We start from the raw sequence: 23,322 nt of genomic DNA, 5'->3' as shown, positions 1-23,322 counted from the left end.
ATTTATAAGTTAAAGGTGGGCTAACCGTTGAATAATGAACTAAACATTTTAATATTAAGCTGTGGTACAAGGAATAAAATAATACAATACTTTAAAAAAGAATTAAATGGTCGAGGACTGGTCATGGCGACAGATTGTAGTGAACTTGCTCCAGCTCTTTATGATGCAGATAAACATTTTATTGTTCCAAGAGTGAATGAGGAAGGCTACATAGATATAATTTTAAATATATGCAAAGAAAATAATGTTAAAGCAGTTCTATCTCTTATTGATCCAGAACTAAACTTGCTTGCTAAACATAAACAAGATTTTTTAGATATAGGAACAATTCCAATTGTTTCTGAATTCGGAACAGTTGAAATGTGCTTTGATAAATACAATATGTATGAATTCCTTATACAGAATGAGTTCAAAACTGTTAAAAGTTATATAGACAAAGAAGTATTTTTTGGAGATGTAGATAAAGGAAATATAAACTATCCTGTATTCATAAAACCAGTTAGAGGTAGTGCCAGTATCAATATCAATAAAGTAACCTCTAAAGAAGAAGTAGAATTATTATTTAGTCGCTTTGACAACTTGATGATTCAAGAATTTATGAATGGAATAGAATATGGAGCAGATGTCTATATAGATATGATTTCAGGTGAACCAGTATCGATTTTTATAAAAGAAAAAATAAAAATGAGAGCTGGTGAGACAGATAAATCTGTATCGATAAAAGATGATAATCTATTTGAACTGATTAAGCAATTTGTTAAAAAAGCAGGTTTAAAAGGAATTATCGATATTGATATATTTAAAATTAATGGAGAGTATTATATTTCTGAAGTAAATCCACGTTTTGGAGGTGGATATCCACATGCATATGAATGTGGAGTAGATATTCCAAAGATGATTATAAATAACATAAAAGGCTATTCAAACGATGAAATATTAGGTAAGTATGAAGAAGGAATTTATATGATGAAATATAATGAAATAAAGATTATGAGAAGTAATACTATACATAAGTGATTTAATGAATATTTTAAATAAAGCAGGTGATTTCATGACCAACAACAAACAAATACCTCTATCAGTCCCAAACCTTTCACTAGACATCCTAGAAAACATAAAGGAGTGTATAGAAACAGGCTGGGTATCTACAGGAGGAAGATTTATAACTGAATTTGAAGAAAAAATAGCAAAATATGTAGGAGTAGAAAGAGCAGTATCTTGTCAATCAGGTACATCAGGTCTGCATCTTGCATTAAGAGTATTAGGCATAGAATCTGGAGATGAAGTAATAGTTCCTACAGTTACCTTCATAGCAGCAGTAAATCCAGTTAAATACATGAGTGCAGAACCTATATTCATGGACTGTGATGATACATTAAATATTGATATGGATAGGTTAGAGGATTTTTTAGAAAATGAATGTAACTATATAGATGGGAAAGTGATCAATAAAAAGACCAGTAAACAAATAAAAGCCATAGTAGTAGTTCATGTATTCGGTAATCCAGTTGATATGGAAAGACTTATGAAAATTAGAGAAAAATATAATTTAAAAGTAATAGAGGACTCCACAGAAGCATTAGGATCCTATTATTTAGAAGGAGAATACAAAGGCAAATATTGTGGTACCATTGGAGACATAGGAGTATACTCATTTAATGCCAATAAGATAATAACCACAGGTGGTGGAGGAATGGTCGTATCCAATGATCAAGAATTGTTAGATGAAGTAGCATTCCTAGGTGTACAAGCTAAAACTAATTCTCTATACTTTGTTCATGATGAAATAGGATATAACTATCGCATGACAAACATACAAGCAGCCTTTGGAATCGATCAAATAGATAGATTAGAAGAATTTATAGAAACAAAGATTAAAAATTATAACATATACAAAAAAGCTTTACAAAATATAGATGGATTAACTCTATTACCATTTAGACAGGATACAAGATCTAATCATTGGTTTTATTCGATATTGGTAGATAAGAATAAGTATGGTATAGATAGAGATGAATTATTGAGAAAATTAAATGAAGAAAATATTCAAGCAAGACCATTGTGGAGATTGATACATAAACAGAAACCTTATGTAGGTAGTCAAAGTTATAGGATTGAAAAGGCAGAGTTTTATGAAAAAAATTTAATAAATGTGTCTTGTAGTAGTAATTTGAGTGAGGATGAGGTTGAAGTGGTGGTAGGGAAGTTGATGGAATATAAATTACCTTCAGTATAAAGGAGTATGTAATACAAAGAAGACTAGATTTAAAGGGATTATTGATATCTTTTGGTGGTGGCATTCTCATGGATATGAAAGTGGAGGAATAGAATGTTAAATCATTTAGGAGAAGTCAAAAGAGCTGATTTAGATTTGCGAACTGAATATTTGGGCTTACAGACAATGATATATCGCATTGAAGGAGAAAGATATTTGATATTATGCGAGAATTATAAGGGCGACTTTGAAAAGTTAAAAAAACATTTTGATTATAGTATTCGTCCAATATGTTGTCCCATAGAATTAGTTAATGAAGAACCTAAAGAATTCAAAGAAATTGTAGAAAATATCCCTTTAGATAATATAATAAATGATTTTCAAGGCGTTTGTTTAACACAGCCCGAAATAGATAATATGATTAGTAGCAAGTTTCATCACATTGATTTTATTGATATATCTAGTATACCTGGGGCACATGCTCAATTGATAATTACTATTTCAGATGATACAGGAGTAGAGGATATATCAATGCTAAAAGATTTTCTATATAAAATGGAATTAAGTTTTGAGAAAGTTATTGTAAGAAAGGAATCAGACAAATGTATTGAACTTGAGAATTCTGAAGGAAAATGGCAAAAAGGAGAAAGCTTATATCATAATGATTCTATGTATTGTTTCACAGACAAAAATTTACCTTTTTCAGTAAATGATGCTGATTATTGGTTTTCCAATGTTGAAGATATATATCAGGGGAAGATAGATAGAGCTGAGCTTCCATTTTTCAGCTCGGGAGAGACTAAATGTTATTTAGACTTTTCATGTTTTAAAAATATCAACCTTAGAAATAACATTTTGCTTTACGACAAAGTTTATCTTGCATTACCTATTGAAAATAATCTTGATATATTTCTTGAACATCAAAATATTACCAAAGACGAATTGATAGAACTGGTGGAGAGAGAAAAGTTAATATTTTTACTACCTAATACTGAATCTCGTTATGATAAGGAACTTATTATGGAAGCATATAAATATAAGAATAGTTCAGTAATCAGCAAAAGAGGGATAAATGCCCTTATGGCATGCTATATGTCAGAAGTAGAGAAATCTTATTTTACAAACTATCCAGAATATAGAGAAATGATATTAGATATATATCCCTACTTAATAAATTCTGAAGATAAAAATGTGCTCCAGATGGCTAAAATTATAGCTTGGCCCCTTATAGCCAAATTAGAAAGTTTTAGAGTATTGAATCAATACAGTCCAATGGCAATAAGCAATTTTGGAGTCAATAGGATAATAGAAGATAAAATTCAATCTTTAGAAAAGACCAATGAACTTTCTTTTGAATTTACGGTTAATTCTAGCAATATACACATAGCTACTGCTCTGCAAGCAACATATTTTCCATTCAGAGAAGAAAAAGATGGAAGCAAATATTCTGATAGTGGGGTATCCTTGATTCTCGCAGGTTTGCTCAATAGCTATTACTATTCTTCACTAAAGGAAATAGATCAGATAAAAAAGGTAACGGAAATAAATAAAAGGGAAAACAACTATATTAATTTTCTTAACATCGACAATACAATAAGCATTATCAAATTTGCAGAAAAAGCAGAGAAATACAATACAGAAACTGGACTTGTAAACATACTAAACAGACTTGAATATATGGATGAAAAGGAACGTAGGGAGAAAATTTCTGATTACAATACATTTATATGTGACATTGCAGAAATACCAGACAAAGAAAGGTGGAAATGTTTAAAATATTTTTTAGGTGCCGCAGGTCTTATACCCATATTACCACCACCAATTTCAATAGGAGTTGCTTTAGTTGACTTTGGAGTCTCTAAAATAGATAAGATTTTATCGAAGAAAAGAGAAGCTGAATTAAAACAAATTGAATATAAGATAAATAAAATTATGAAACAAAAGCCAGAAGATGAAATTATAGAAGATGTTTATATACTCGATAAAATTTCGAGGATTGCCAAACTACAGTAGATTGTATCTTTAAATTGCTTTATAAACAAGAAACAGAAAACATCAGAAATAAAAAGAGAATTAGGTAGAAGATTAATAATGTTATAAATAAAGCAAGTAGGTGATATATTGAAAAATATTTGGATATTAAATCATTATGCAAAGTTAGGGTCAGGTAGACATTATAAGTTTGCACACAATTTATATAAGAGAGGATATAATGTAAAATTATTTGCTGCAAGTACTGCACATAATGGCAATAAAAATAGAATCAATGATTCAAGTAAATATATTGAAGAAGTAGAAGATGGTATTTCTTGTATATATATTAAAGCTAGAAATTATACAGGAAATGGAAAGCAAAGAATATTAAATATGTTAGATTATGCATATGGATTGTTATCAGTATCAAAAAAATTTGATGAAGAAAAACCTGATGTTATATATGCATCATCTGTGCATCCCCTCACATGGCTAGCAGGATACAGACTTGCAAAACGTTATAATACAAAATTTATAGCAGAAACAAGAGATCTTTGGCCTGAAACATTAGTAGCTATGGATAGAATAGATAAAAATAGTATATCTGGAAAGATATTATATAAGTTGGAGAAATTTATATATAAAAAAGCAGATAAGTTAATCTTTACTTTCCCTGGTGGAAAAGATTATGTTGAAAGCTTAGGAATTGATATATCAAAGGTTAGATATATAAATAATGGAGTGGATTTAGAAGAGTTTGATAAGAATAAATCAGCATGTATTTTAAAAGATTCTGATTTAGATGATGATAATACATTTAAAGTAGTATATACAGGTTCAATCGGAAAATATAATGGTGTAAATTATTTAGTAGAAGCTGCAAATATTATAAAGAAAAGCGGGTATACAAACATCAAAATATTAATTTGGGGTAATGGAACAGAAAAAAATAAATTGGAAGCATATATTAAAAAAAATAAGATTGATAACGTAACTTTTAAGAACAGTGTAAATAAGAAATATATACCATATATTTTATCTAAGTCAGATTTAAACCTTTTATTAGGATTAAAATTAGATATAAATAAATATGGTTTAAGTCCTAATAAATTATTTGATTATTTTGCATCAGGAAAACCTGTAATTTCAAATAGAAAGTTAAAAGTTAAATATGACTTAATAAAAAAATATGATTGTGGAATTACTGTAGAAGATGAGTCGCCAGATGCGTTAGCTAATGGAATAATAGAATTGTATAGTATGACAAAAGAAAAGAAGCATGAACTTGGTAAAAATTCATTAATAGCTGCAGAAGATTTTGATTTTAAGATACTGACTGATAAATTAGAAAATATTATTTTAGAAAATTAATTTGGATTCAAATTTTAATAAACTATAATAGTTTTAATAAGGAGGATTAATAGAATATGTATAATATTGCTATAATAGGTACTGGGTATGTTGGTCTTGTTACAGGGACCTCTTTGGCAGATTTTGGTATGAATGTTACTTGTGTAGATAATAATGCAGAAAAAATAGATATGTTAAATAGTGGGAAAATACCTATATATGAACCAGCATTAGATGATTTAGTAGAAAGAAATGTGTATTATAAAAGATTAACGTTTACTACAAATATTAAAAAGGCTGTAGAAGAAAGTGAAGTAATTTTTATAGCAGTAGGTACACCACCTCAAGAAGACGGGAGTGCAGATTTACATTATGTTATGGATGTGGCAAAAGACATAGCTACTTATATGAATGGATATAAGGTTATAGTGGACAAGTCCACTGTACCTGTAGGAACAGGACAAAAAGTAAAAAAAACAGTGCAAAATATATTAGTAGGTAGGGGAGTAGATTATGAATTTGATGTAGTATCAAACCCTGAATTTTTAAGGGAAGGTTCAGCAATTTATGATTTTACGCATCCTGATAGAATAGTTTTAGGAGTGGAATCAGAAAAAGCGGAAGACATTATGAAAGATGTATATAGAGTATTGAATTTAAACGAAGTTCCGTTTGTTGTGACTAATATAGAAACAGCAGAAATGATAAAATATGCTTCAAATGCATTTTTGGCTATGAAAATTTCATATATAAATGAATTAGCAAATTTATGTGAGAAGGTAGGAGCAGATGTTCATCATGTTGCTAAAGCGATGGGGATGGATGGACGAATAAGTCCAAAGTTTCTACATCCTGGACCAGGATACGGTGGAAGTTGCTTTCCAAAAGATACTGAAGCTTTGGTAAAAATAGGTCAACAGTTTAAATCACCAGTGACATTAATAGAACAGACAATTAAGACTAATGAAAATCAAAAACAATTAATGGTAGAAAAAGTTCGAGAAGCTATGGGAGAGCTAAAAGATAAAACATTAGGAATATTAGGCATAACATTTAAGCCTAATACTGATGATATGAGAGAAGCACCATCATTAATCATATTAAATGAATTGGTAAAAGATGGAGCAAAGTTACAGATATATGACCCACAAGGACAAAAAGAAGGTCAATGGAGATTTAAAGATATTAGTAATCATATGACTTTTTGTGAAGATGAATATGAAGCAATAGGTAACACCGATGCGTTAATCATATTAACTGAATGGAATCAATTCAGAAATTTAAATTTAGATAGAATAAAAGATAGTATGAATGGAAATTATTTTTTTGATCTAAGAAATATATATCAAAGAGAAATGATTGAGAAGAAAGGTTTTAAATATTATTGTGTAGGAAGATAATAATAGGAGGATGAGTTAATGGCGATATCAGAAACATCTATTATATATCCAAATGTAGATATAGGTGAGAATGTTATAATTGAAGATTATGTTATCATTGGTAAACCTGTTAAAGATGGGACTAAAAACAAAAAGGTCACTATAGGAGATAATTGTATTATTAGGTCACATACAGTAATATATGAAGGAAATAATATTGGAGATAATTTTCAAACTGGACATCATGTAAATATTAGAGAGGATAATTGTATTGGAGATGATGTAAGTATTGGTACAAGCTCTTGTATTGAGCATCATACAGTAATAAAAGATAATGTAAGAATACATTCACAAGTATTTATACCAGAATATACAACTTTAGAAGAAAGTTGCTGGATTGGACCTAATGTTGTTATAACTAATGCAAAATATCCTTTATCTAACGATGTTAAAAAAAATTTAAAAGGTGCATTTGTTTGTACTAATGCTATAATAGGAGCTAACAGCACAATCTTGCCTGGAATTGTCATTGAAAAGAATGCATTAGTTGGTGCGGGAAGTGTTGTAACACATGACATAAAATCTGGACAAGTAGTTGTAGGGAATCCAGCGAGGGAAATTAATACGATTGATAATATTGAAAATTATAAATAGGAGGAAAGTTTAGTATGAATATACCGTTTATGGATTTGTCAGGTTGTTATAATGAAATTTATCAAGAAGTTAGTAATAAAATTAAATATTTAATTGACAATACTAGATTTATTGGAGGAAATGAAGTTGAGCAGTTTGAGCTTGAATTTGCTAAGTATTGTAATACTGAATACGCTATTGCTTGTGGCAATGGAACTGATGCTTTGACGTTGGCTTTAAAAGCCTTAGACATTAAAACCGGTGATACTGTTGTTACTGTTTCAAACACATTTATTGCAACATCTGAAGCAATATCATCTGTTGGAGCTTCTGTAGATTTCGTTGATATAGATGAAAAAACATATACAATGGATCCAATTAAACTTAAAGAATATCTAAGAAAATATAAAGTTATTAAAAATGTTAAAGCAGTTATTCCTGTTCACCTTTATGGCCAGATGGCTGATATGGAATCAATTATGGCAATTGCAAAAGAGTTCGATTTAAAAGTAATAGAGGATTCTGCCCAAGCACATGGAGCTAAATTTAATGGCAAAGGTCCTGGTGAATATGGTGATATAGCTACTTTTTCTTTTTATCCAGGTAAAAATTTAGGAGCGTTTGGTGATGGGGGAGCACTTGTAACCAATAATGAATATTTAGCTAATAAGATAAAAATGTTATCAAATCATGGTAGGATAAAGAAGTATGAGCATGAAATGGAAGGATATAATAGTAGACTTGATTCAATACAGGCCGCTATTTTAAGGGTGAAATTAAGACATCTAAACAAATGGAATTCCATGAGAATAAATAATGCAAACATATATAAACAATTATTAAATAAAAATAACAATATTATTACTCCTTTTATTAGGAATGAAAGTAGACATGTATTTCATTTATTTACTGTGAGATTAACAAATAGAGATAATGTGAGAGAATCACTTAAAAAAGATGGTATAGCAACAGGAATACATTATCCTATTCCTTTACATTTACAACCAGCATATAGGTATTTAGGATATAAAAAAGGTGATTTTCCGATATCTGAAAAAATAAGTAATGAAATACTAAGTCTTCCAATGTGGCCTGAGTTAAAAGAGGAAGATATTAATTATGTATGTAAGAAGTTGAATGATTTAGTATAGTTGTAGTTTAGTATTATATAAATATCAAATATAAAAACCAGGAGTGAGATATTAATGAAAGAACTAAAATTCGCAATTATAGGCTGCGGAAGAATATCGCATAAGCATATTGAAGCTTTAGCAGATAATGTTGAAAAATCTAGGCTTGTTGCAGTTTGTGATATAGTGCCTGAAAAGATGGATAAGGTTGTAGAGGAATATCATGAATTAATTGATAAACAAGCAAATAATATGAACGAAGATGTAAAAGAAGTTAAAAAATATACAGAATATAATGAAATGCTAAAGAAAGAGGATATAGATGTAGTAGCCATAGCAACAGAAAGTGGATATCATGCTAAACATACCATTGATTGCTTAAATTGCGGTAAACATGTATTAGTAGAAAAACCTATGGCATTATCAATAGAAGATGTAGATGAAATGATAAAAATAGCTAAAGAAAAAGGATTAAAACTAGGAGTATGTCATCAAAATAGATTTAATCCACCAATACAAAAATTAAGACGAGCTATAGATGAAGGAAGATTTGGTAAAATTGTAAATGGAACAGCCAGAATACTTTGGAACAGAAATGATGATTATTATAAACAAGCATCATGGAGAGGTACAAAAGCATTAGATGGTGGAACTTTAATGAACCAATGTATACACAATATAGATCTTCTCCAATGGATGATGGGATCAGAAGTGGAAAGAATTCATGCAGAAAGAGATACTTTCTTAAGAAATATTGAAATGGAAGACTTTGGAGCTATATTAATTAGATTTAAGAATGGATCAATTGGAATTGTAGAAGGTAGTGCATGTGTATATCCAAAAAACTTAGAAGAAACATTAAGCATTTTTGGAGAAAAAGGAACAGTAGTAATAGGTGGACTAGCAGTAAATGAAATAGAAACTTGGAAGTTCGCAGATGAAAAAGAATACGATAAAGAGGATGTAAGCTCACAGGTTGATAGTGTATATGGGAAAGGGCATAAGCCACTATATAAGGATTTTATTGATGCTATAAATAATGATAGGGATCCGTATATTAGTGGTGAAGAAGGTAAGAAACCTGTTGAGATAATACTTAGGGCTTACGAATTTTAAATTTTAATATAAATGGTGGTATAATAATGAAAAAAGTAAAGATGATTCTTACAAATAGATTTGATCCAGATGTTAGAGTCTATAAAGAGGCTAAATATTTAGTTAATGAAGGCTTTGATGTTGAAATATTGTGCTGGGATCGAGAAAATGAATATAAAGATAAAGAAATTGAAGTAATAGACGGCATAAAAATAAAAAGATTTTTCCCATATGCTAAATATGGAACAGGATTTAAACAACTAAAATCATTTAAAAGATTTATTAGTGAATGTAAAGAATATTTAAAAGATAAAGATTATCAATTTTTACATTGCCATGATTTAGATGGCATTATTACTGGTTATCTTGCAAAAAAAAACAATTCTAAACTTATATTTGACATGCATGAGTTTTATGAAGTTAATGGGAAAAAGCAAAAAATCAGATACATAGTGAGAGGAATAGTCAATTTCTTTCAAAATAAATCTGATTATATAATTCATGTAAATGAGATGCAAAAGAACCCAATAAGTGAAAAAAACAAAAAGAAGCTGGTATATTTACCAAATTATCCAGAAAATGGAAATTATATTAGTTCTGAAAGAACTAAATCAGATAAGTTAAGAATTTCTTATATAGGTGCAGTTAGACAATATAATGAATTAAAAAACTTGATGGATGTATGTAATGAAATGAACGATGTAGAAGTATTTATTCATGGTGCAGGAGTAGCATATAAAAAATTAAAAGATATTGAAGATAATTATAACAATGTTTATGTTACTGGAAGATATGATTTTACCCAAAGTGCGAAACTTTATAGTGAGACTGATGTTCTATATGCATTATATCCTACATCTTCCATACAATACCGTACATCTTACCCTGTAAAGTTTTTTGAAGCAATAATTACTAAAACTCCAATTATAGTAAACAAGGAAACTGTGTTGGAAGATTTTATTAATAAACATAATATTGGATTTGCAGTAGATGGAAGTAATATTGAGGAGATTAAAAAAACAATTGATTATATTAACAATAATAGACATATATTAGATGAGAAAATGAATAATTTAGAAAATATACAATATGATTATAGTTGGGAAGAAGTAGTTAAGAATTTAGATGAGGTATATGATAGATAACGATTTTATTAGTGAGTGTCCATTTATTAAATATATATCATATTGTCAAAAAGAATTAGTAAATCACTATAGAGATCCAGATATATTTGTAATGTCATCAAAATACGGAACCTTTGGACTTGTATATGCAGAGGCAATGTCTCAAGGGTTACCAGTAATCTATATAAGAGGACAAGGTTTTGATGGACAGGTTAATGAAGGAGAAGTTGGATATTCTGTACAATATGATTCAGCTGAAGAAATTGCAAAAAGAATTGAAGATATTTTAGATAATTATGAAAATATTTCTAACTAATTGTGTAGAAAAAGTTGACAGGTTCGATTGGGATAAGATAGCTGAATATTATTTAGAGATATATGGAAAAGCAACATATTTAAGGGCGAACAATTAAGTAAGATTTATTTTATAATATTTTATATTATAATGTTATTTTAGGTTTAATAAATATACTATAGTTGTTAGCTGAAAAGTAATTATATGATAAATATTTTTAAGATTAGTATTGGCTTTTTATTGATAAATTTAATATAGGATAATTAAGAAACTATAATTTTCTAAATAAAAATTAACTGTTATAATGACAATTAAAATACTATTATCATAGAGGTGAAGAAATGTATATATTAGTTGTAGCGAGGGGTTATCCAACTGAAAAGTATAAAATGAATGGTATATTTGAATTTGATCAAGCTAAAGCATTGGTTGAAGCTGGGCATAAAGTAATATATGCAGCTATAGATGTTAGATCAATTCGCAGGTGGAGAAAATGGGGAATTGAAAAAAAGAAGATTGAAGGTGTGGAAATATATGCAATAAATATTCCACTTGGGAGAATACCTAAATCAATAAGACAAAAGATTAGTATATTAGGATTAAAAATTTTGTATAGAAAAATTTTAAAGGAACAAGGAAAACCAGATATTATGCATGCCCATTTTGCTGGAGTAGGTTATACAGCTTCAAAATTAAAGCAAAAGACCAATATTCCTTTTGTAATGACGGAACATCTCTCATCTATGATGAAGCCAACAATAGATAACAGACTTTTTCATATTGCAAGTCGAGCTTATGAAAATACAGATGCTTTAATAACGGTGAGTCATGGATTGAAAGATATAATTAAGAAAAGGTTTAATAAAGATGCAATATATATACCGAATATTGTAGACACTAAATTATTTACTTACTCACCGAATAAAGAAAATGAATGTTTTAATTTTATCTCTATTGGAGGACTAATAGAAAGGAAAAGAATGGATTTAACAATCGAAGCTTTTGCAAGTGCTTTTAAAAATAATGAAAAAGTTACACTTACAATATTTGGTGATGGTCCAGAAAGAAAAAAATTAGAAGAGTTAATTCGAAGACATAATATTGATAATAAAGTAAAATTAATGGGTTTACAATCTAGAAAGATTATCTCTGAGTATTTAAAGAAAAGTAATTATTTTGTGTTAGCATCACAAGCTGAGACTTTTGGTGTAGTTTATATTGAAGCCTTAGCTTCAGGTATTCCAGTGATAGCTACTAAATGTGGTGGTCCTGAAAGTTTTGTTAATGAAAATAACGGTTTAATGATTGATGTTAATGATAAGAAACAGCTAACAGAAGCTATGAAACATATGTACAACAATATGGATAAATATGACAGAAAGAGTATCGCAATAGAAACAAAAGAAAAATTTTCAACAGAAACTATAGCAGATAAAATAATTGATGTATATGAAAAGATATTAAATACTAGAGATTAATATAGTTAATTAAATCTTATAGATAGAGGGATAGAATGAAGATAATTTTATATTTAATGATAGCATCATCTTTTTTAGCAGCAGATTTATTTTCTATAAATATAAGAATAATGGAATTATCAGTATTTAGAATAAGTTTGTTTATTACTACATTCTTGATGATACTTGAATATTTAAAAACAAATAAAAAGATTAGTCTTAAATTTAAGAGCAACCAAGATGTAATAATAAAATTTTATTTTTTCTGGTTCATTTATGCACTTTTTTCTATCAGTTGGGTAAAAGATTATCATTCATGGCTGAGAGCTATTTTTTTCATAGGTAGTGGATTTCTTTGTATCTGGATATTATCTACATATTTAAAGAAAGAGAAAAATTTTAGAGTACTCTTTATTATAATTTGTGCTATGATTTTTATACATAATATAATCGGATGGAGCGAATTATTAACAGGTAATTATATATTTGCAGATTTAGATAAGATAGATAAATATAATCAATTTAGTTATAATCCTATAGCAAGAGTACCTGTTTCAATGTTTGGAAATGTCAATGATTATGCTACTTTACTAGTATTTGGAGTTTTTATATCTTATATTATATTTTCAACATCAAAATTTAAAGTTGCTAGAATACTAGGTATAATTAACATTGTGTCTTCAATATATCTTATATCAAGGACAGGTTCAAGAGCAAATATGCTTGGATTAATAATTGGAATAATTGTATTCTTATTTCTAAAGTATTTCAAAAGGATAAATATAAAAGCATTGTTAATAACAATTGCTATACCTATATTATTGTTAATTATGCCAGGATTTATAGATAATATTATTGCAATTATATCAAATCAATTACATTTTGATTTTAGTACTGGATCAGATTTTACTAGATTAAATTTAATAAAAAATGGATTACATTTTTTAAAAGAAACAATAGGATTTGGAACTGGTGCTGGGAACATAGAATATTGGATGGAAACTGAACGTATATATTATGTTGGCAGTATACGTAATATGCATAACTGGTGGGTCGAAATACTTGTAGGATATGGTATAGTTGTTTTTACTGGATACATTTGGGTTTACTTTAAGATGGCAAAGGCATTGTACTATTCTCATATAAATACAAAAGATAGATTTATTAAAAATACATCACTTGTATTATTATCAATAATGACAGCATTTATAATAACTTCAGTATCATCAAGTTCTAATATAAGTACAGAATGGTTATGGTTATTTTGGGGTGTAGTTATAGCATATATAGGTTATGTTGAGAAAATTTAATTATATTGTTGAAAGATGTTCGTTATCACAAAAAAGTTATACCTAAAATTGTAGTATAATTATTTGTATTTTATGCAGTAAGTATGAATTAGTTTTAGCTTAAAATAATTTTAGGTTATATAATAATAGTTTTCATAAAAGGCTTATTAATAAAAGCAGTTTATTTGATGATTTATTATTAAAGATTATATCAGTGATTATATTGCTTATAGAAGATTTTTTAATTTTAATGAAATTCCAAAGGAAATAGCAAAAATATACAATATGAAGTTAATAAATATTTAGAATACTAATTATATAAATATTTCTATGGCAATAAAAAGTCTATTTAAGAAAAATAACTTTGCAAAAAAATTCACAAATCTGGATATTAATATGTTGTGATAAAGTATACTGTATATGAAATGAAAGAAAGAAAATTAAATTTTATTTTTCATGTATATAATATTATCTAATATTATATACATGAAAAACCGTGGATATTATTTAAAATGTATAATAGTATCAGAAACAATAATTGAATGGAGCAGGATTTATAAATGAAAAAAACAGCTATATTACTAATGTTAATAACAATAATTTCAAAAATACTTGGATTTGGTAGAGAAATTACTTTATCATACTTTTATGGAGCATCAAATATATCTGATGCTTATTTAATATCCTTAACAATCCCTACTGTTATATTTGCTTTTATTGGAACTGGTATATCAACAGGCTATATTCCTATGTATAGCAATATACAACAAAAAATTGGAGAAAATGAAGGTAATAGATTTACTAATAATCTTTCAAATGTAACAATAATCATATGTACTATTATAATTATATTTGGACTTGCATTTACAGAACCAATAGTTAAGTTATTTGCATCAGGATTTGAAGGAAAAACATTGGCTTTAGCAGTTAGATTTACAAAGATAAGTTTATTTGGAATATATTTTACAGGACTTATGCATATATTTAAAGGATTCCTACAGATAAAAGGAAACTATATTATACCAGCATTAGTAGGATTTCCATTAAATTTTATAACTATAGCTGCTATTTTCTTAAGTTCTAAAACAAATATACTAGTGCTTGCTATAGGAAGTGTTATAGCTACAGCATCTCAGTTATTGTTATTAACACCTTTTATATATAAAAAAGGCTATAGACATAGATTAGGAATAGATATAAAAGATGAACATATTAAAGAAATGTTATATTTAGCATTACCAGTTATTATTGGGGTATCTGTAAATGAAATAAATGTTCTTGTTGACAGAACTTTAGCTTCGAGCATTGCTGTTGGTGGTATATCAGCTCTTAATTATGCTAATAAGCTTAATGGATTTGTACAAGGACTGTGTGTTACTCCAATATTAACAGTCATGTATCCTACCATATCTAAAATGGCAGCAGAGGATAATATTAAAGGATTAAAAAAGACACTATCAGAATCTATAAGTTCTGTTAGCTTATTAGTAATACCAGCCATTATAGGTGCTATGATTTTTGCAGAACCTGTAGTTAAACTCCTATTTGGAAGAGGAGCATTTGATAATCAGGCTATATCCATGACTTCTAATGCATTGTTTTTCTATTCTATTGGTATGTTAGGATTTGGACTAAAAAATATATTGTCAAGAGCATTTTATTCTCAACAAGATACTAAGACTCCGATGATAAATTCAGCCATAGCAGTGTTGTTGAATATCATATTAAACATTATCTTATCTAAGTATTTAGGTATAGGCGGACTAGCCTTAGCTACTAGTATATCAGCTTTGTTTTCTACAGTATTATTATTTATAAGCTTTAGAAAGAAAGTAGGATCCTTTGGTATGAAAAACATTACTATTTCCATTATAAAAGTTTTATTTGCATCATTGATAATGGGATTAGTAGCCAAAATAGCCTATAATATTTTATTTAGATATATGGGAGCTAATTTAACCTTAATAGCAGCAATTATTATTGGTGCAGCGGTATATTTTGTTATAATCTACTTCATGAAGATTGATGAAGTAGATAGTATGGTGAAAGCAGTAAAGAGGAAATTGGGAAGAGGTTAGATTAGGATACAAATGCAAGTAAGAAAAGCAGTCATACCAGCAGCAAGATTAGGTACTAGATTTTTACCAGCTATAAAGGTACAACCAAAGGAAATGTTGCCTATAATAGACAAGCCTACACTTCAATATAAGCTATGGGAGTATTAATATTATTAAAACTTGATTTTATCAAAACATATGGTATATTATAAATATTAGATGTTAACTATAATAATTTTATTCTTGTTATTACTCTTGTATATTTATAGACTTTATTTTAAATTTTTTATGCTTAAGATAGTTTCCAAAATACAAAAAGCACATAATTAGTAATCATTATTTACTGGGGGAATGATTATGTTTATTGAAGGAACTAGAAAAGGTTTAGATTTAGAAAAAAGAGAGAATAAGAATATTTATGATTGGGGTATAAAGCATAAAGAGGATTCACAATATAAATCTAATTATGAAGAAACTAATAGAACAGATTTTAGAAGACAAAGGGATAGAATTCTTTATACTGGAGGATTTCGAAGATTAGCAAATAAAACACAAGTTATTGCATCTACAAAAAATGGAGATCATAGAACTCGATTAACACATACTTTAGAGGTTGAACAGATTGCTGTTAGTATAGCAGATGCATTAGGACTAAACAGAGACTTAGTATCAGCAATTTCATTAGGGCATGATATAGGACATACTCCTTTTGGACATGCAGTTGAAAAAATTCTTAATAATAAATTAAAAGATATAGGAGGATTTTCACATGCAGTTCAAAGCATAAGATATTTAGAGACTCAAGCTTATGAAAGAAAAGGGGCAAATCTCTCAGATGAAATACTTGAAGGTATACTAAAACATGATTCTGATGTCTATGCTGGCGGGTATAATGAAGAACAATTTAATTGTGAGAAATTTTCGCCATTAAAACCAGGTAGTTTGGAGTCTCAAACGGTTTTTTGGGCGGATAAATTAGCATATATAACTCATGACTTTGAGGATTTTTTTAAAAATGACATCTATAAGCATGCTATTGATTATGATGAAACATTAGAAAATAGATTGAAAGATATTTTATGTAGTATTATTAATGTTGAAGATAAATGTAATGCTATCAAGAAAGATATTAGTAATTTTGAAAACAGAGATTTGATAAGAAACTTGCTAACCAATTTAATAAATAAGAGTTGGAATAATCTCAAAAATTTAAAGAATACTAAATCAAAGATTAATCCTATTATCATTAGAAACGAGACTGAAAAAAGAATTAAAGATAATGAAAGAGATTTAGTATTGGATAGGTGGAAAACTGAAAAAGAAACTAAAGATAAAGACATAAAAAAGGAAGCTTATCAACGAGGTTTGTTGATAAATTTCAGTGATGATTATTATGAATATTATAAAAATCTGAGAGATGTACTTGATGAATATTACATTAGAAGTCCTGAAGTAGCTAGATCTGATGATAAAGCTAAAAAAATAGTCGAATCGTTGTTTAAGGATTTCAACAGGGAGACAAAATTACTTCCATTGAATATCCAAAAAGAAATTGATAAAAATAAATTACCTAAAGAAAGAATAATAGCAGATTATATATCTAGTATGACTGATAAATATGCTGAAGAGATATGTTCTAATTTAAACTCAATAGGTAGCTATTATGAATATTAAAAAAGAAAAAAGTAAAAGTAAGGAGTAATGGTGAATATATGGAATATAAAATAGATATGAAAGATGAAAAGCTTAATTCAATTATAGAGTTTGGTTTAGGGAATATTGCTCAGTTTATTAGCTATGCTCCTGGAAATGAACGCGAACCAAGATTTATACATATTAATGAATATAATGATAAAGAATACCTCTCAGAAAGAGAATTAATTATTAAACTTATAAATTCTGCACCTTCTAAAGCAATTAATATAAGAAGCTATAGCTTAGAAACAATGAAAGGAAATAAGCTTATTTATAATAAAAATATAAATGATATAAATGAAATTTTAACGATAATAGAAAATAATAGAAAGAATAATAAGTATTCAATAATTAATGAGAATATTGATGTTAATGATGGTGGAGTTTCTGGAGTAGCATTAGGTGAAATAATTGAGTTTTCTCCAGGAGATACGCCAAAATGTGTAGATAAGGATGGAGTTTGTTTATTACCTAGATATATTGGTATAGATATTTTAGAAAAGATATATGGATTTAGACCAGAAATAAATTTTGAACCAGATTATAGAGTAGAATTTAGTATTCATCCTAAAAGACAAGGATTAAGAAAAGAACATACGATTATATGGGAATATGAAAAATATGAAAATATTAATTATGAACCTATGATTTCTTGGCCAAATAATTTTTCTAAATTTATAGGAGATAAAGCCTTTGGTTTACTGGTTGCTGATTCTTTAGGCTTGAGGGTTCCAAAAACAACTGTAATTTCAAGAAATGTATCTCCATTTGTATTTGGAAAGAAAACAGGACTATTCGAAAAATGGATAAGAACATGCCCTGTATCAAAAACCCCAGGTAAGTATTATACTGGGGATAGCTGGATAGATCCTTTTGAACTTATGAATGTTGAGGAATCTAAGAGTAATAAAAAAATAAATATAGCATCTATATTATCTCAGAATGCTGTAGAAGCCAAGTTCTCAGGTGCGTCAATTATAGAGGAAGATATCGATAATGATATTATAGAAGGTGTAACTGGTAAAGGTGATGCCTTTATGATTGGAGAAGAAGACTATAACAACTTGCCTAAAGAAGTAATAGAAGAAATAAAAAGGACTCATAATAAAATTAGAAGCTACTATAAATATCTTGGTAAAGTTTCAATAGAATGGGTTTATGATGGAAAATATGTATGGATAGTCCAGTTGAATCAGTTAAAGAGTAGTGGAAGAAAGAATGTAATTGTTAAAGGTAATCCTGAAAAATATATTAAATTTGATGTAAAAAATGGTCTAGATGCTTTACGTAAGATTATATGGGATATAAAAGGTAAAAATATTGGGATTGAATTAATAGGTAATATAGGGATTACAAGCCACTTTGGTGATTTATTAAGATTAGCGAATATACCTTCTAAGTTAAAACGAAATAATAAATAAAATATTTAAATATACCTATTGAATATTCTAAAACTACATGCGAATAGTCAAAGATATAGTAATAAAAATATTTTTTAAATGCTATATCTTTTTTAATTATAGCGACTCAAAATTACTATTTTGTGATAGAAATTGTAAAAATGAAATATATTATTTTATTTATTAAATTTATTAAGAACACTCAACATTGACAATCCAAGCTACTTAACTTAACAATTTATTAAATTTTTTGATGAGTATATTAAATTCAGTATAGATGATGTTAAGTTTGCTCTTATTTAGTATGAGATAAATCAATTTAAATATAAAAAGAAGGAAATTAATATGTTTTGTCGAAGTATTGAAGTATTATAGAAAGTGCCTGTATATATAAATACATTTTCGCAAGGTGCTAATATGGCATTACCAATAATAGAACTTAGAGGAGTTATTCCTGTAGGCATGACCATGAGAATGGTGTCTATACATGCTACTATAATTAGTTTCATAGATAGCATGTTACTTGTACCAATTCTTTTATTTGGTATTAGACCAGTGTTTAATTATTTAAGGAGGACAAAATTATTTAGAAATATAGTAGACAAGCTAACCAACAGATCTATGGAAAAAGGTCATAATGTAAAGAAATATGGTTTTTAGGGACTTATACTGATAGTTGCTATTCCTTTGCCTGGTATAGGAATATGGAGTGGGACATTAATAGCGGCAATTGCTATTATGACTTTAAGTGATGGAGTAGTTAAGGTGTTTTCATAGTATATAAAAGTAATATAGATTTATTTAGAAAATGAAGTCATAGTTACATATCTACATATTATCTTTGCCTACTATTTGACTACTAAAGCAATAAATAGTAGTCAAAAATTATTAAACCATAACAAAGGTATATTCCCCATAATCAAGCAAAATCAATACCTCTATAAGATTATATAAATACACAAAAAGTAAAAAACAAGACTACGAATCAAGAGGTTGGGGGTTCGAGTCCTCCCATTTATGGATTGTTAAATACTTTAATTTGTAAAAGGTTATATAATACAAAATTATATATAAACAAATATATACTAACCACAAAACTTTTAAAATTGTAAAATAACTTATTTCACTAAAAAGTAATCTGTATTTTTTGATAATATTTTCTAAACTGTAAAGGTGTGAGTTTTTCTTTCTTTGAAAAGCTTCTGATAAAATTACTTTGACTGTTAAATCCGCATTCCATGGCTATGTCAGTAATACTTCTATCCGTATGATAAAGTAGACTTTTTGCATAAGAAATTCTTTTAAGTAATATGTATTGTTTTATTGTAAATCCTGTAATTTCCTTATAGGAATGAGAAAGATAATATTTACTTATGTAAAAATTAGATGCCAAGTTATCTAACGTAATATCTTTTCTAAAATTCTCATCTATATATGATTGGACTTCCAGTATCTTTTGCTTTCTCTTGCTAATATGACTAAGTGGAAATAAATCTTTATATTCTCTGTATAAAAAAACAACTAAAGTGATTAATTTTGAAGTAAATTCAATTTCCCAAAATTCATTTTTTTTATCAAATATTGAGTTTAATTCTTGAAATGTTCTAACTATAAAGTCAACATGTTCATTATTAATTGTAAGCTTATCTTTAATTTTATCACTACTACTTTTAAAAATAGAAAGTAATATGGGGTCTTTAATTATACTGTCTAAATAAATTGAATCAATTATTAACATATGTCTAGAATAAGGGGTTTCAATTAAATCCATTTTATGTCTTTCTAAATTATTTAAGAATACTAAACTATTTTTGTCAAATATATGTTTTTTATCATTTATTGTAAAACTTGACTTCCCTTTAGTAATAAAGATTATTTCATAGCCATTATGATAATGCTCTTTCAAACTACCTGTCTTGTGTTCTAATGTTTCGAAATCAATATCTATTTTTTTGTTTATCAATTTACTACCTCCAATAAAGCAATATTTATCAATTTTTAGACAATTTGTTAATATTATTGAAAGTTTATCTATATTATAATGATAACGTATTCACAATTCAATAGATTCGCTTAATTTTAAATTTAATATAGATGTAGGAGGAAAAAGATGTCTAATACATATAAAAGTACAGGAAGTTTTAATTATGGAGATCTTAGTGAAATAGAAAAAGATATTGAAGATTCAGGTTTAGATATTAAATTATCACATAATTTAGATTTATTTAAGACAAAGAGAAAAATTGATGATTTCATAATTCCTAATTCTATTGCTAGTTTGCCTATGGAAGGTGGAGATGCATCTGAAGATGGAAAACCTACAGAGCTTACCTTTAGAAAGTATGAAAGAATTGCTAGAGGTGGAGTAGGGTTGATTTGGTTAGAGGCTGTAAGTGTTTCAAAAGAAGGCAAGTCTAATGACAAACAACTATGGATAACAGAAGAAAATTGGACTGATTTTAAAAAATTAAATGATTTAATTAAATCATCAGCTAAACAAGAATTTGGCGAAGATCATAATCCATTGACCATACTTCAATTAAACCATTCTGGTAGATATTGTAAAGTTAAAGGTAAGAGAAAACCTATAATTGCCACTCACAAGAAACTATTAGATGATAAATTAGGAATTTCTAAAGATTATCACTTAGTCACTGATGAATATTTAAGAGAAGTTGAAGAGGACTTTTTACAAGCAGCGAGGTTGGCTAAAAAGGCAGGATTTAATAGTGTAGATATAAAATCTTGTCATGGATATTTACTGGCAGAACTACTATCTGCCTATGAAAGAGGAGGAAAGTATGGTGGCAAGTTTGAAAATAGAATAAAGCTTCTTGTAGATATAATTGATAGAATTAGAGAAGATGAATATTGTAAGGGCTTAATATTAAGTTCAAGACTTAATATATATGATGCTGTACCATATCCACAGGGGTGGGGTGTAAATAAATCATCTTTAAATCCAGACTTAAATGAGCCTAAGGAATTGATAAAAATATTGGAGGATAAAGGTGTAAAGTTAATTAGTTTAACTATGGGAAATCCATATTTTATTCCTCATATTAATAAGCCATATGATATAGGAACTTATACACCAGATGAAAGTGCCCTAGAAAGTTGTAATAGGCTCATTAAAGGTATTGGAGAGATACAGAAAAGTTTTCCAAAGATTCATATAGTAGGAGTAGGGTATAGCTGGTTTAGGCATATGGCACCTTATGTAGGGGCTGGAAGCTTAGAAAACGGTTTATGCAATATTATAGGATTTGGAAGGGAAGGATTAGCATATCCAGATTTTGCAAAGGATATATTGAATGACGGAAAAATGAAGAAAAACAGGGTTTGTATATCCTGCAGTAAATGTAGTGAAATGAAATCTAAAATAGGAACATGTGGATGTGTTATTAGAGATAGTGAAGTATATTTACCTATTTATAATGATATGAAGAAAGGGGAAATAGTAAAAGATGCATAGAGTAGCTGTTGTAACAGGTGGAGCAAAGGGCATTGGTTTTGGAGTAGTTCAACAACTTTACGAAGATAGATTTTCGATAGCCTGCCTCGGAAGAACTAAGACTTCCGGTATAAAAAATTTAATTGAACAATCCAATGGAAAAGTTCAATTTATTCCAACTGATATCAGTAATGTTGAAAAAATTAAAGAAAGTATAGATAATGTTATATCAAAATTTGGAAGAATAGATATCTTAGTTAACAATGCAGGTGTAGCACCAAAGGAAAGAAATGATATTTTAAGCACTACACCAGAAAGCTTTGATTTCGTTGTAAATACAAATCTAAAGGGCACATATTTCATGACACAGACGGTGGCAAATGTAATGCTAAAACAAGATAAGACTGATTTCCCATCTAAAATCATCAATGTATCATCCATGTCAGCCTATACATCATCTATAAATAGAGGTGAATATTGTATATCTAAAGCAGGGATAAGCATGGTGACAACTCTCTTTGCTGATAGATTAGCAGAATATGGAATATTCGTTTATGAAATAAGACCAGGTATAATAAAGACGGATATGACATCAACAGTTGAAGAAAAATATAATCAATTGATCGAAGAAGAAGGGATATTACCAATTAAGAGATGGGGGACACCGAAGGATATAGCAGGAGTTGTATCTGTATTATCTTCACCAAAGATGTGTTATTCAACAGGAGATATTATAAATGTTGATGGTGGATTCCACATAAGGAGGCTATAATCT

Annotated in this window: 18 protein-coding genes and 2 pseudogenes; 19 read left to right on the top strand and 1 reads right to left on the bottom strand. The window is 28.1% G+C overall.

What is annotated here, in order from left to right:
* Window positions 1-27: 27 nt before the first annotated feature.
* The 17 genes and pseudogenes from K8M07_RS02305 to K8M07_RS02225 all read left to right on the top strand — a co-directional run bounded on the left by K8M07_RS02305 (window position 28) and on the right by K8M07_RS02225 (window position 19,870).
* Window positions 28-1,017 (top strand): ATP-grasp domain-containing protein, encoded by a 990-nt coding sequence (locus K8M07_RS02305; RefSeq protein WP_223376269.1) that lies wholly within the window; start codon window positions 28-30, stop codon window positions 1,015-1,017.
* Between the two features lie 34 nt (window positions 1,018-1,051).
* Window positions 1,052-2,236 (top strand): LegC family aminotransferase, encoded by a 1,185-nt coding sequence (locus K8M07_RS02300; RefSeq protein WP_223376267.1) that lies wholly within the window; start codon window positions 1,052-1,054, stop codon window positions 2,234-2,236.
* A gap of 93 nt (window positions 2,237-2,329) precedes the next feature.
* Window positions 2,330-4,228 carry a hypothetical protein gene (locus K8M07_RS02295; protein WP_223376265.1) on the top strand — a complete coding sequence of 633 codons (1,899 nt, stop codon included), beginning with the start codon at window positions 2,330-2,332 and terminating at the stop codon, window positions 4,226-4,228.
* Between the two features lie 108 nt (window positions 4,229-4,336).
* Complete coding sequence (locus tag K8M07_RS02290) at window positions 4,337-5,560, top strand: glycosyltransferase family 4 protein (protein ID WP_223376264.1); 1,224 nt, start codon at window positions 4,337-4,339, stop codon at window positions 5,558-5,560.
* A gap of 56 nt (window positions 5,561-5,616) precedes the next feature.
* Entirely contained in the window at window positions 5,617-6,939 is a 1,323-nt protein-coding gene (locus K8M07_RS02285) for a UDP-glucose dehydrogenase family protein (protein ID WP_223376262.1), read from the top strand.
* 18 nt (window positions 6,940-6,957) lie between these two features.
* On the top strand, window positions 6,958-7,572 hold the full coding sequence (locus tag K8M07_RS02280) for an acyltransferase (RefSeq protein WP_223376260.1): 615 nt from the start codon (window positions 6,958-6,960) through the stop codon (window positions 7,570-7,572).
* 14 nt (window positions 7,573-7,586) lie between these two features.
* A complete protein-coding gene (locus tag K8M07_RS02275; RefSeq protein ID WP_223376258.1) occupies window positions 7,587-8,702 on the top strand; it encodes a DegT/DnrJ/EryC1/StrS family aminotransferase in 1,116 nt (371 codons plus the stop codon).
* 54 nt (window positions 8,703-8,756) lie between these two features.
* The gene (locus tag K8M07_RS02270) at window positions 8,757-9,797 is read left to right on the top strand and encodes a Gfo/Idh/MocA family protein (RefSeq protein WP_223376257.1); all 1,041 of its coding nucleotides are present in this window, start codon (window positions 8,757-8,759) and stop codon (window positions 9,795-9,797) included.
* Between the two features lie 26 nt (window positions 9,798-9,823).
* Window positions 9,824-10,921: a glycosyltransferase gene (locus K8M07_RS02265; protein WP_223376255.1), complete on the top strand. Its 1,098-nt coding sequence runs from the start codon at window positions 9,824-9,826 to the stop codon at window positions 10,919-10,921.
* The gene (locus K8M07_RS02260) at window positions 10,911-11,216 is read left to right on the top strand and encodes a glycosyltransferase (protein ID WP_223376253.1); all 306 of its coding nucleotides are present in this window, start codon (window positions 10,911-10,913) and stop codon (window positions 11,214-11,216) included. The genes K8M07_RS02265 and K8M07_RS02260 overlap by 11 nt, the downstream gene beginning before the upstream one ends.
* A gap of 320 nt (window positions 11,217-11,536) precedes the next feature.
* Window positions 11,537-12,673: a glycosyltransferase gene (locus tag K8M07_RS02255; RefSeq protein ID WP_223376252.1), complete on the top strand. Its 1,137-nt coding sequence runs from the start codon at window positions 11,537-11,539 to the stop codon at window positions 12,671-12,673.
* A gap of 35 nt (window positions 12,674-12,708) precedes the next feature.
* The gene (locus K8M07_RS02250) at window positions 12,709-13,962 is read left to right on the top strand and encodes an O-antigen ligase family protein (protein WP_223376250.1); all 1,254 of its coding nucleotides are present in this window, start codon (window positions 12,709-12,711) and stop codon (window positions 13,960-13,962) included.
* 539 nt (window positions 13,963-14,501) lie between these two features.
* Window positions 14,502-16,019 (top strand): murein biosynthesis integral membrane protein MurJ, encoded by a 1,518-nt coding sequence (gene murJ / locus K8M07_RS02245; RefSeq protein WP_223376249.1) that lies wholly within the window; start codon window positions 14,502-14,504, stop codon window positions 16,017-16,019.
* Window positions 16,020-16,031: 12 nt separating this feature from the next.
* Window positions 16,032-16,148 (top strand): annotated as a pseudogene (locus tag K8M07_RS02240) (UTP--glucose-1-phosphate uridylyltransferase); the annotation flags it as partial.
* Window positions 16,149-16,355: 207 nt separating this feature from the next.
* The gene (gene dgt, locus K8M07_RS02235; RefSeq protein ID WP_223376247.1) at window positions 16,356-17,672 is read left to right on the top strand and encodes a dGTP triphosphohydrolase; all 1,317 of its coding nucleotides are present in this window, start codon (window positions 16,356-16,358) and stop codon (window positions 17,670-17,672) included.
* A 38-nt stretch (window positions 17,673-17,710) separates the two neighbouring features.
* On the top strand, window positions 17,711-19,114 hold the full coding sequence (locus K8M07_RS02230) for a hypothetical protein (protein WP_223376246.1): 1,404 nt from the start codon (window positions 17,711-17,713) through the stop codon (window positions 19,112-19,114).
* Between the two features lie 396 nt (window positions 19,115-19,510).
* A pseudogene (locus K8M07_RS02225) lies at window positions 19,511-19,870 on the top strand (COG2426 family protein).
* Between the two features lie 349 nt (window positions 19,871-20,219).
* Here the strand turns inward: K8M07_RS02225 and K8M07_RS02220 are convergent.
* Window positions 20,220-21,056: an AraC family transcriptional regulator gene (locus tag K8M07_RS02220; protein WP_223376243.1), complete on the bottom strand. Its 837-nt coding sequence runs from the start codon at window positions 21,054-21,056 to the stop codon at window positions 20,220-20,222.
* 147 nt (window positions 21,057-21,203) lie between these two features.
* Between K8M07_RS02220 and K8M07_RS02215 the strand changes: the two genes are divergently transcribed.
* Both K8M07_RS02215 and K8M07_RS02210 read left to right on the top strand, forming a co-directional pair.
* On the top strand, window positions 21,204-22,568 hold the full coding sequence (locus K8M07_RS02215) for a hypothetical protein (RefSeq protein ID WP_223376241.1): 1,365 nt from the start codon (window positions 21,204-21,206) through the stop codon (window positions 22,566-22,568).
* The gene (locus tag K8M07_RS02210) at window positions 22,561-23,319 is read left to right on the top strand and encodes a 3-ketoacyl-ACP reductase (RefSeq protein ID WP_223376239.1); all 759 of its coding nucleotides are present in this window, start codon (window positions 22,561-22,563) and stop codon (window positions 23,317-23,319) included. The genes K8M07_RS02215 and K8M07_RS02210 overlap by 8 nt, the downstream gene beginning before the upstream one ends.
* The last annotated feature ends 3 nt before the right edge of the window (window positions 23,320-23,322 follow it).

Origin of the sequence: Schnuerera sp. xch1 (assembly GCF_019931165.1) — a bacterium.
GTDB lineage: Bacteria > Bacillota > Clostridia > Tissierellales > Tepidimicrobiaceae > JAIOUP01.
Note: the sequence above shows the minus strand (reverse complement) of the source record. Positions and strands in the feature narration are given on the sequence as shown.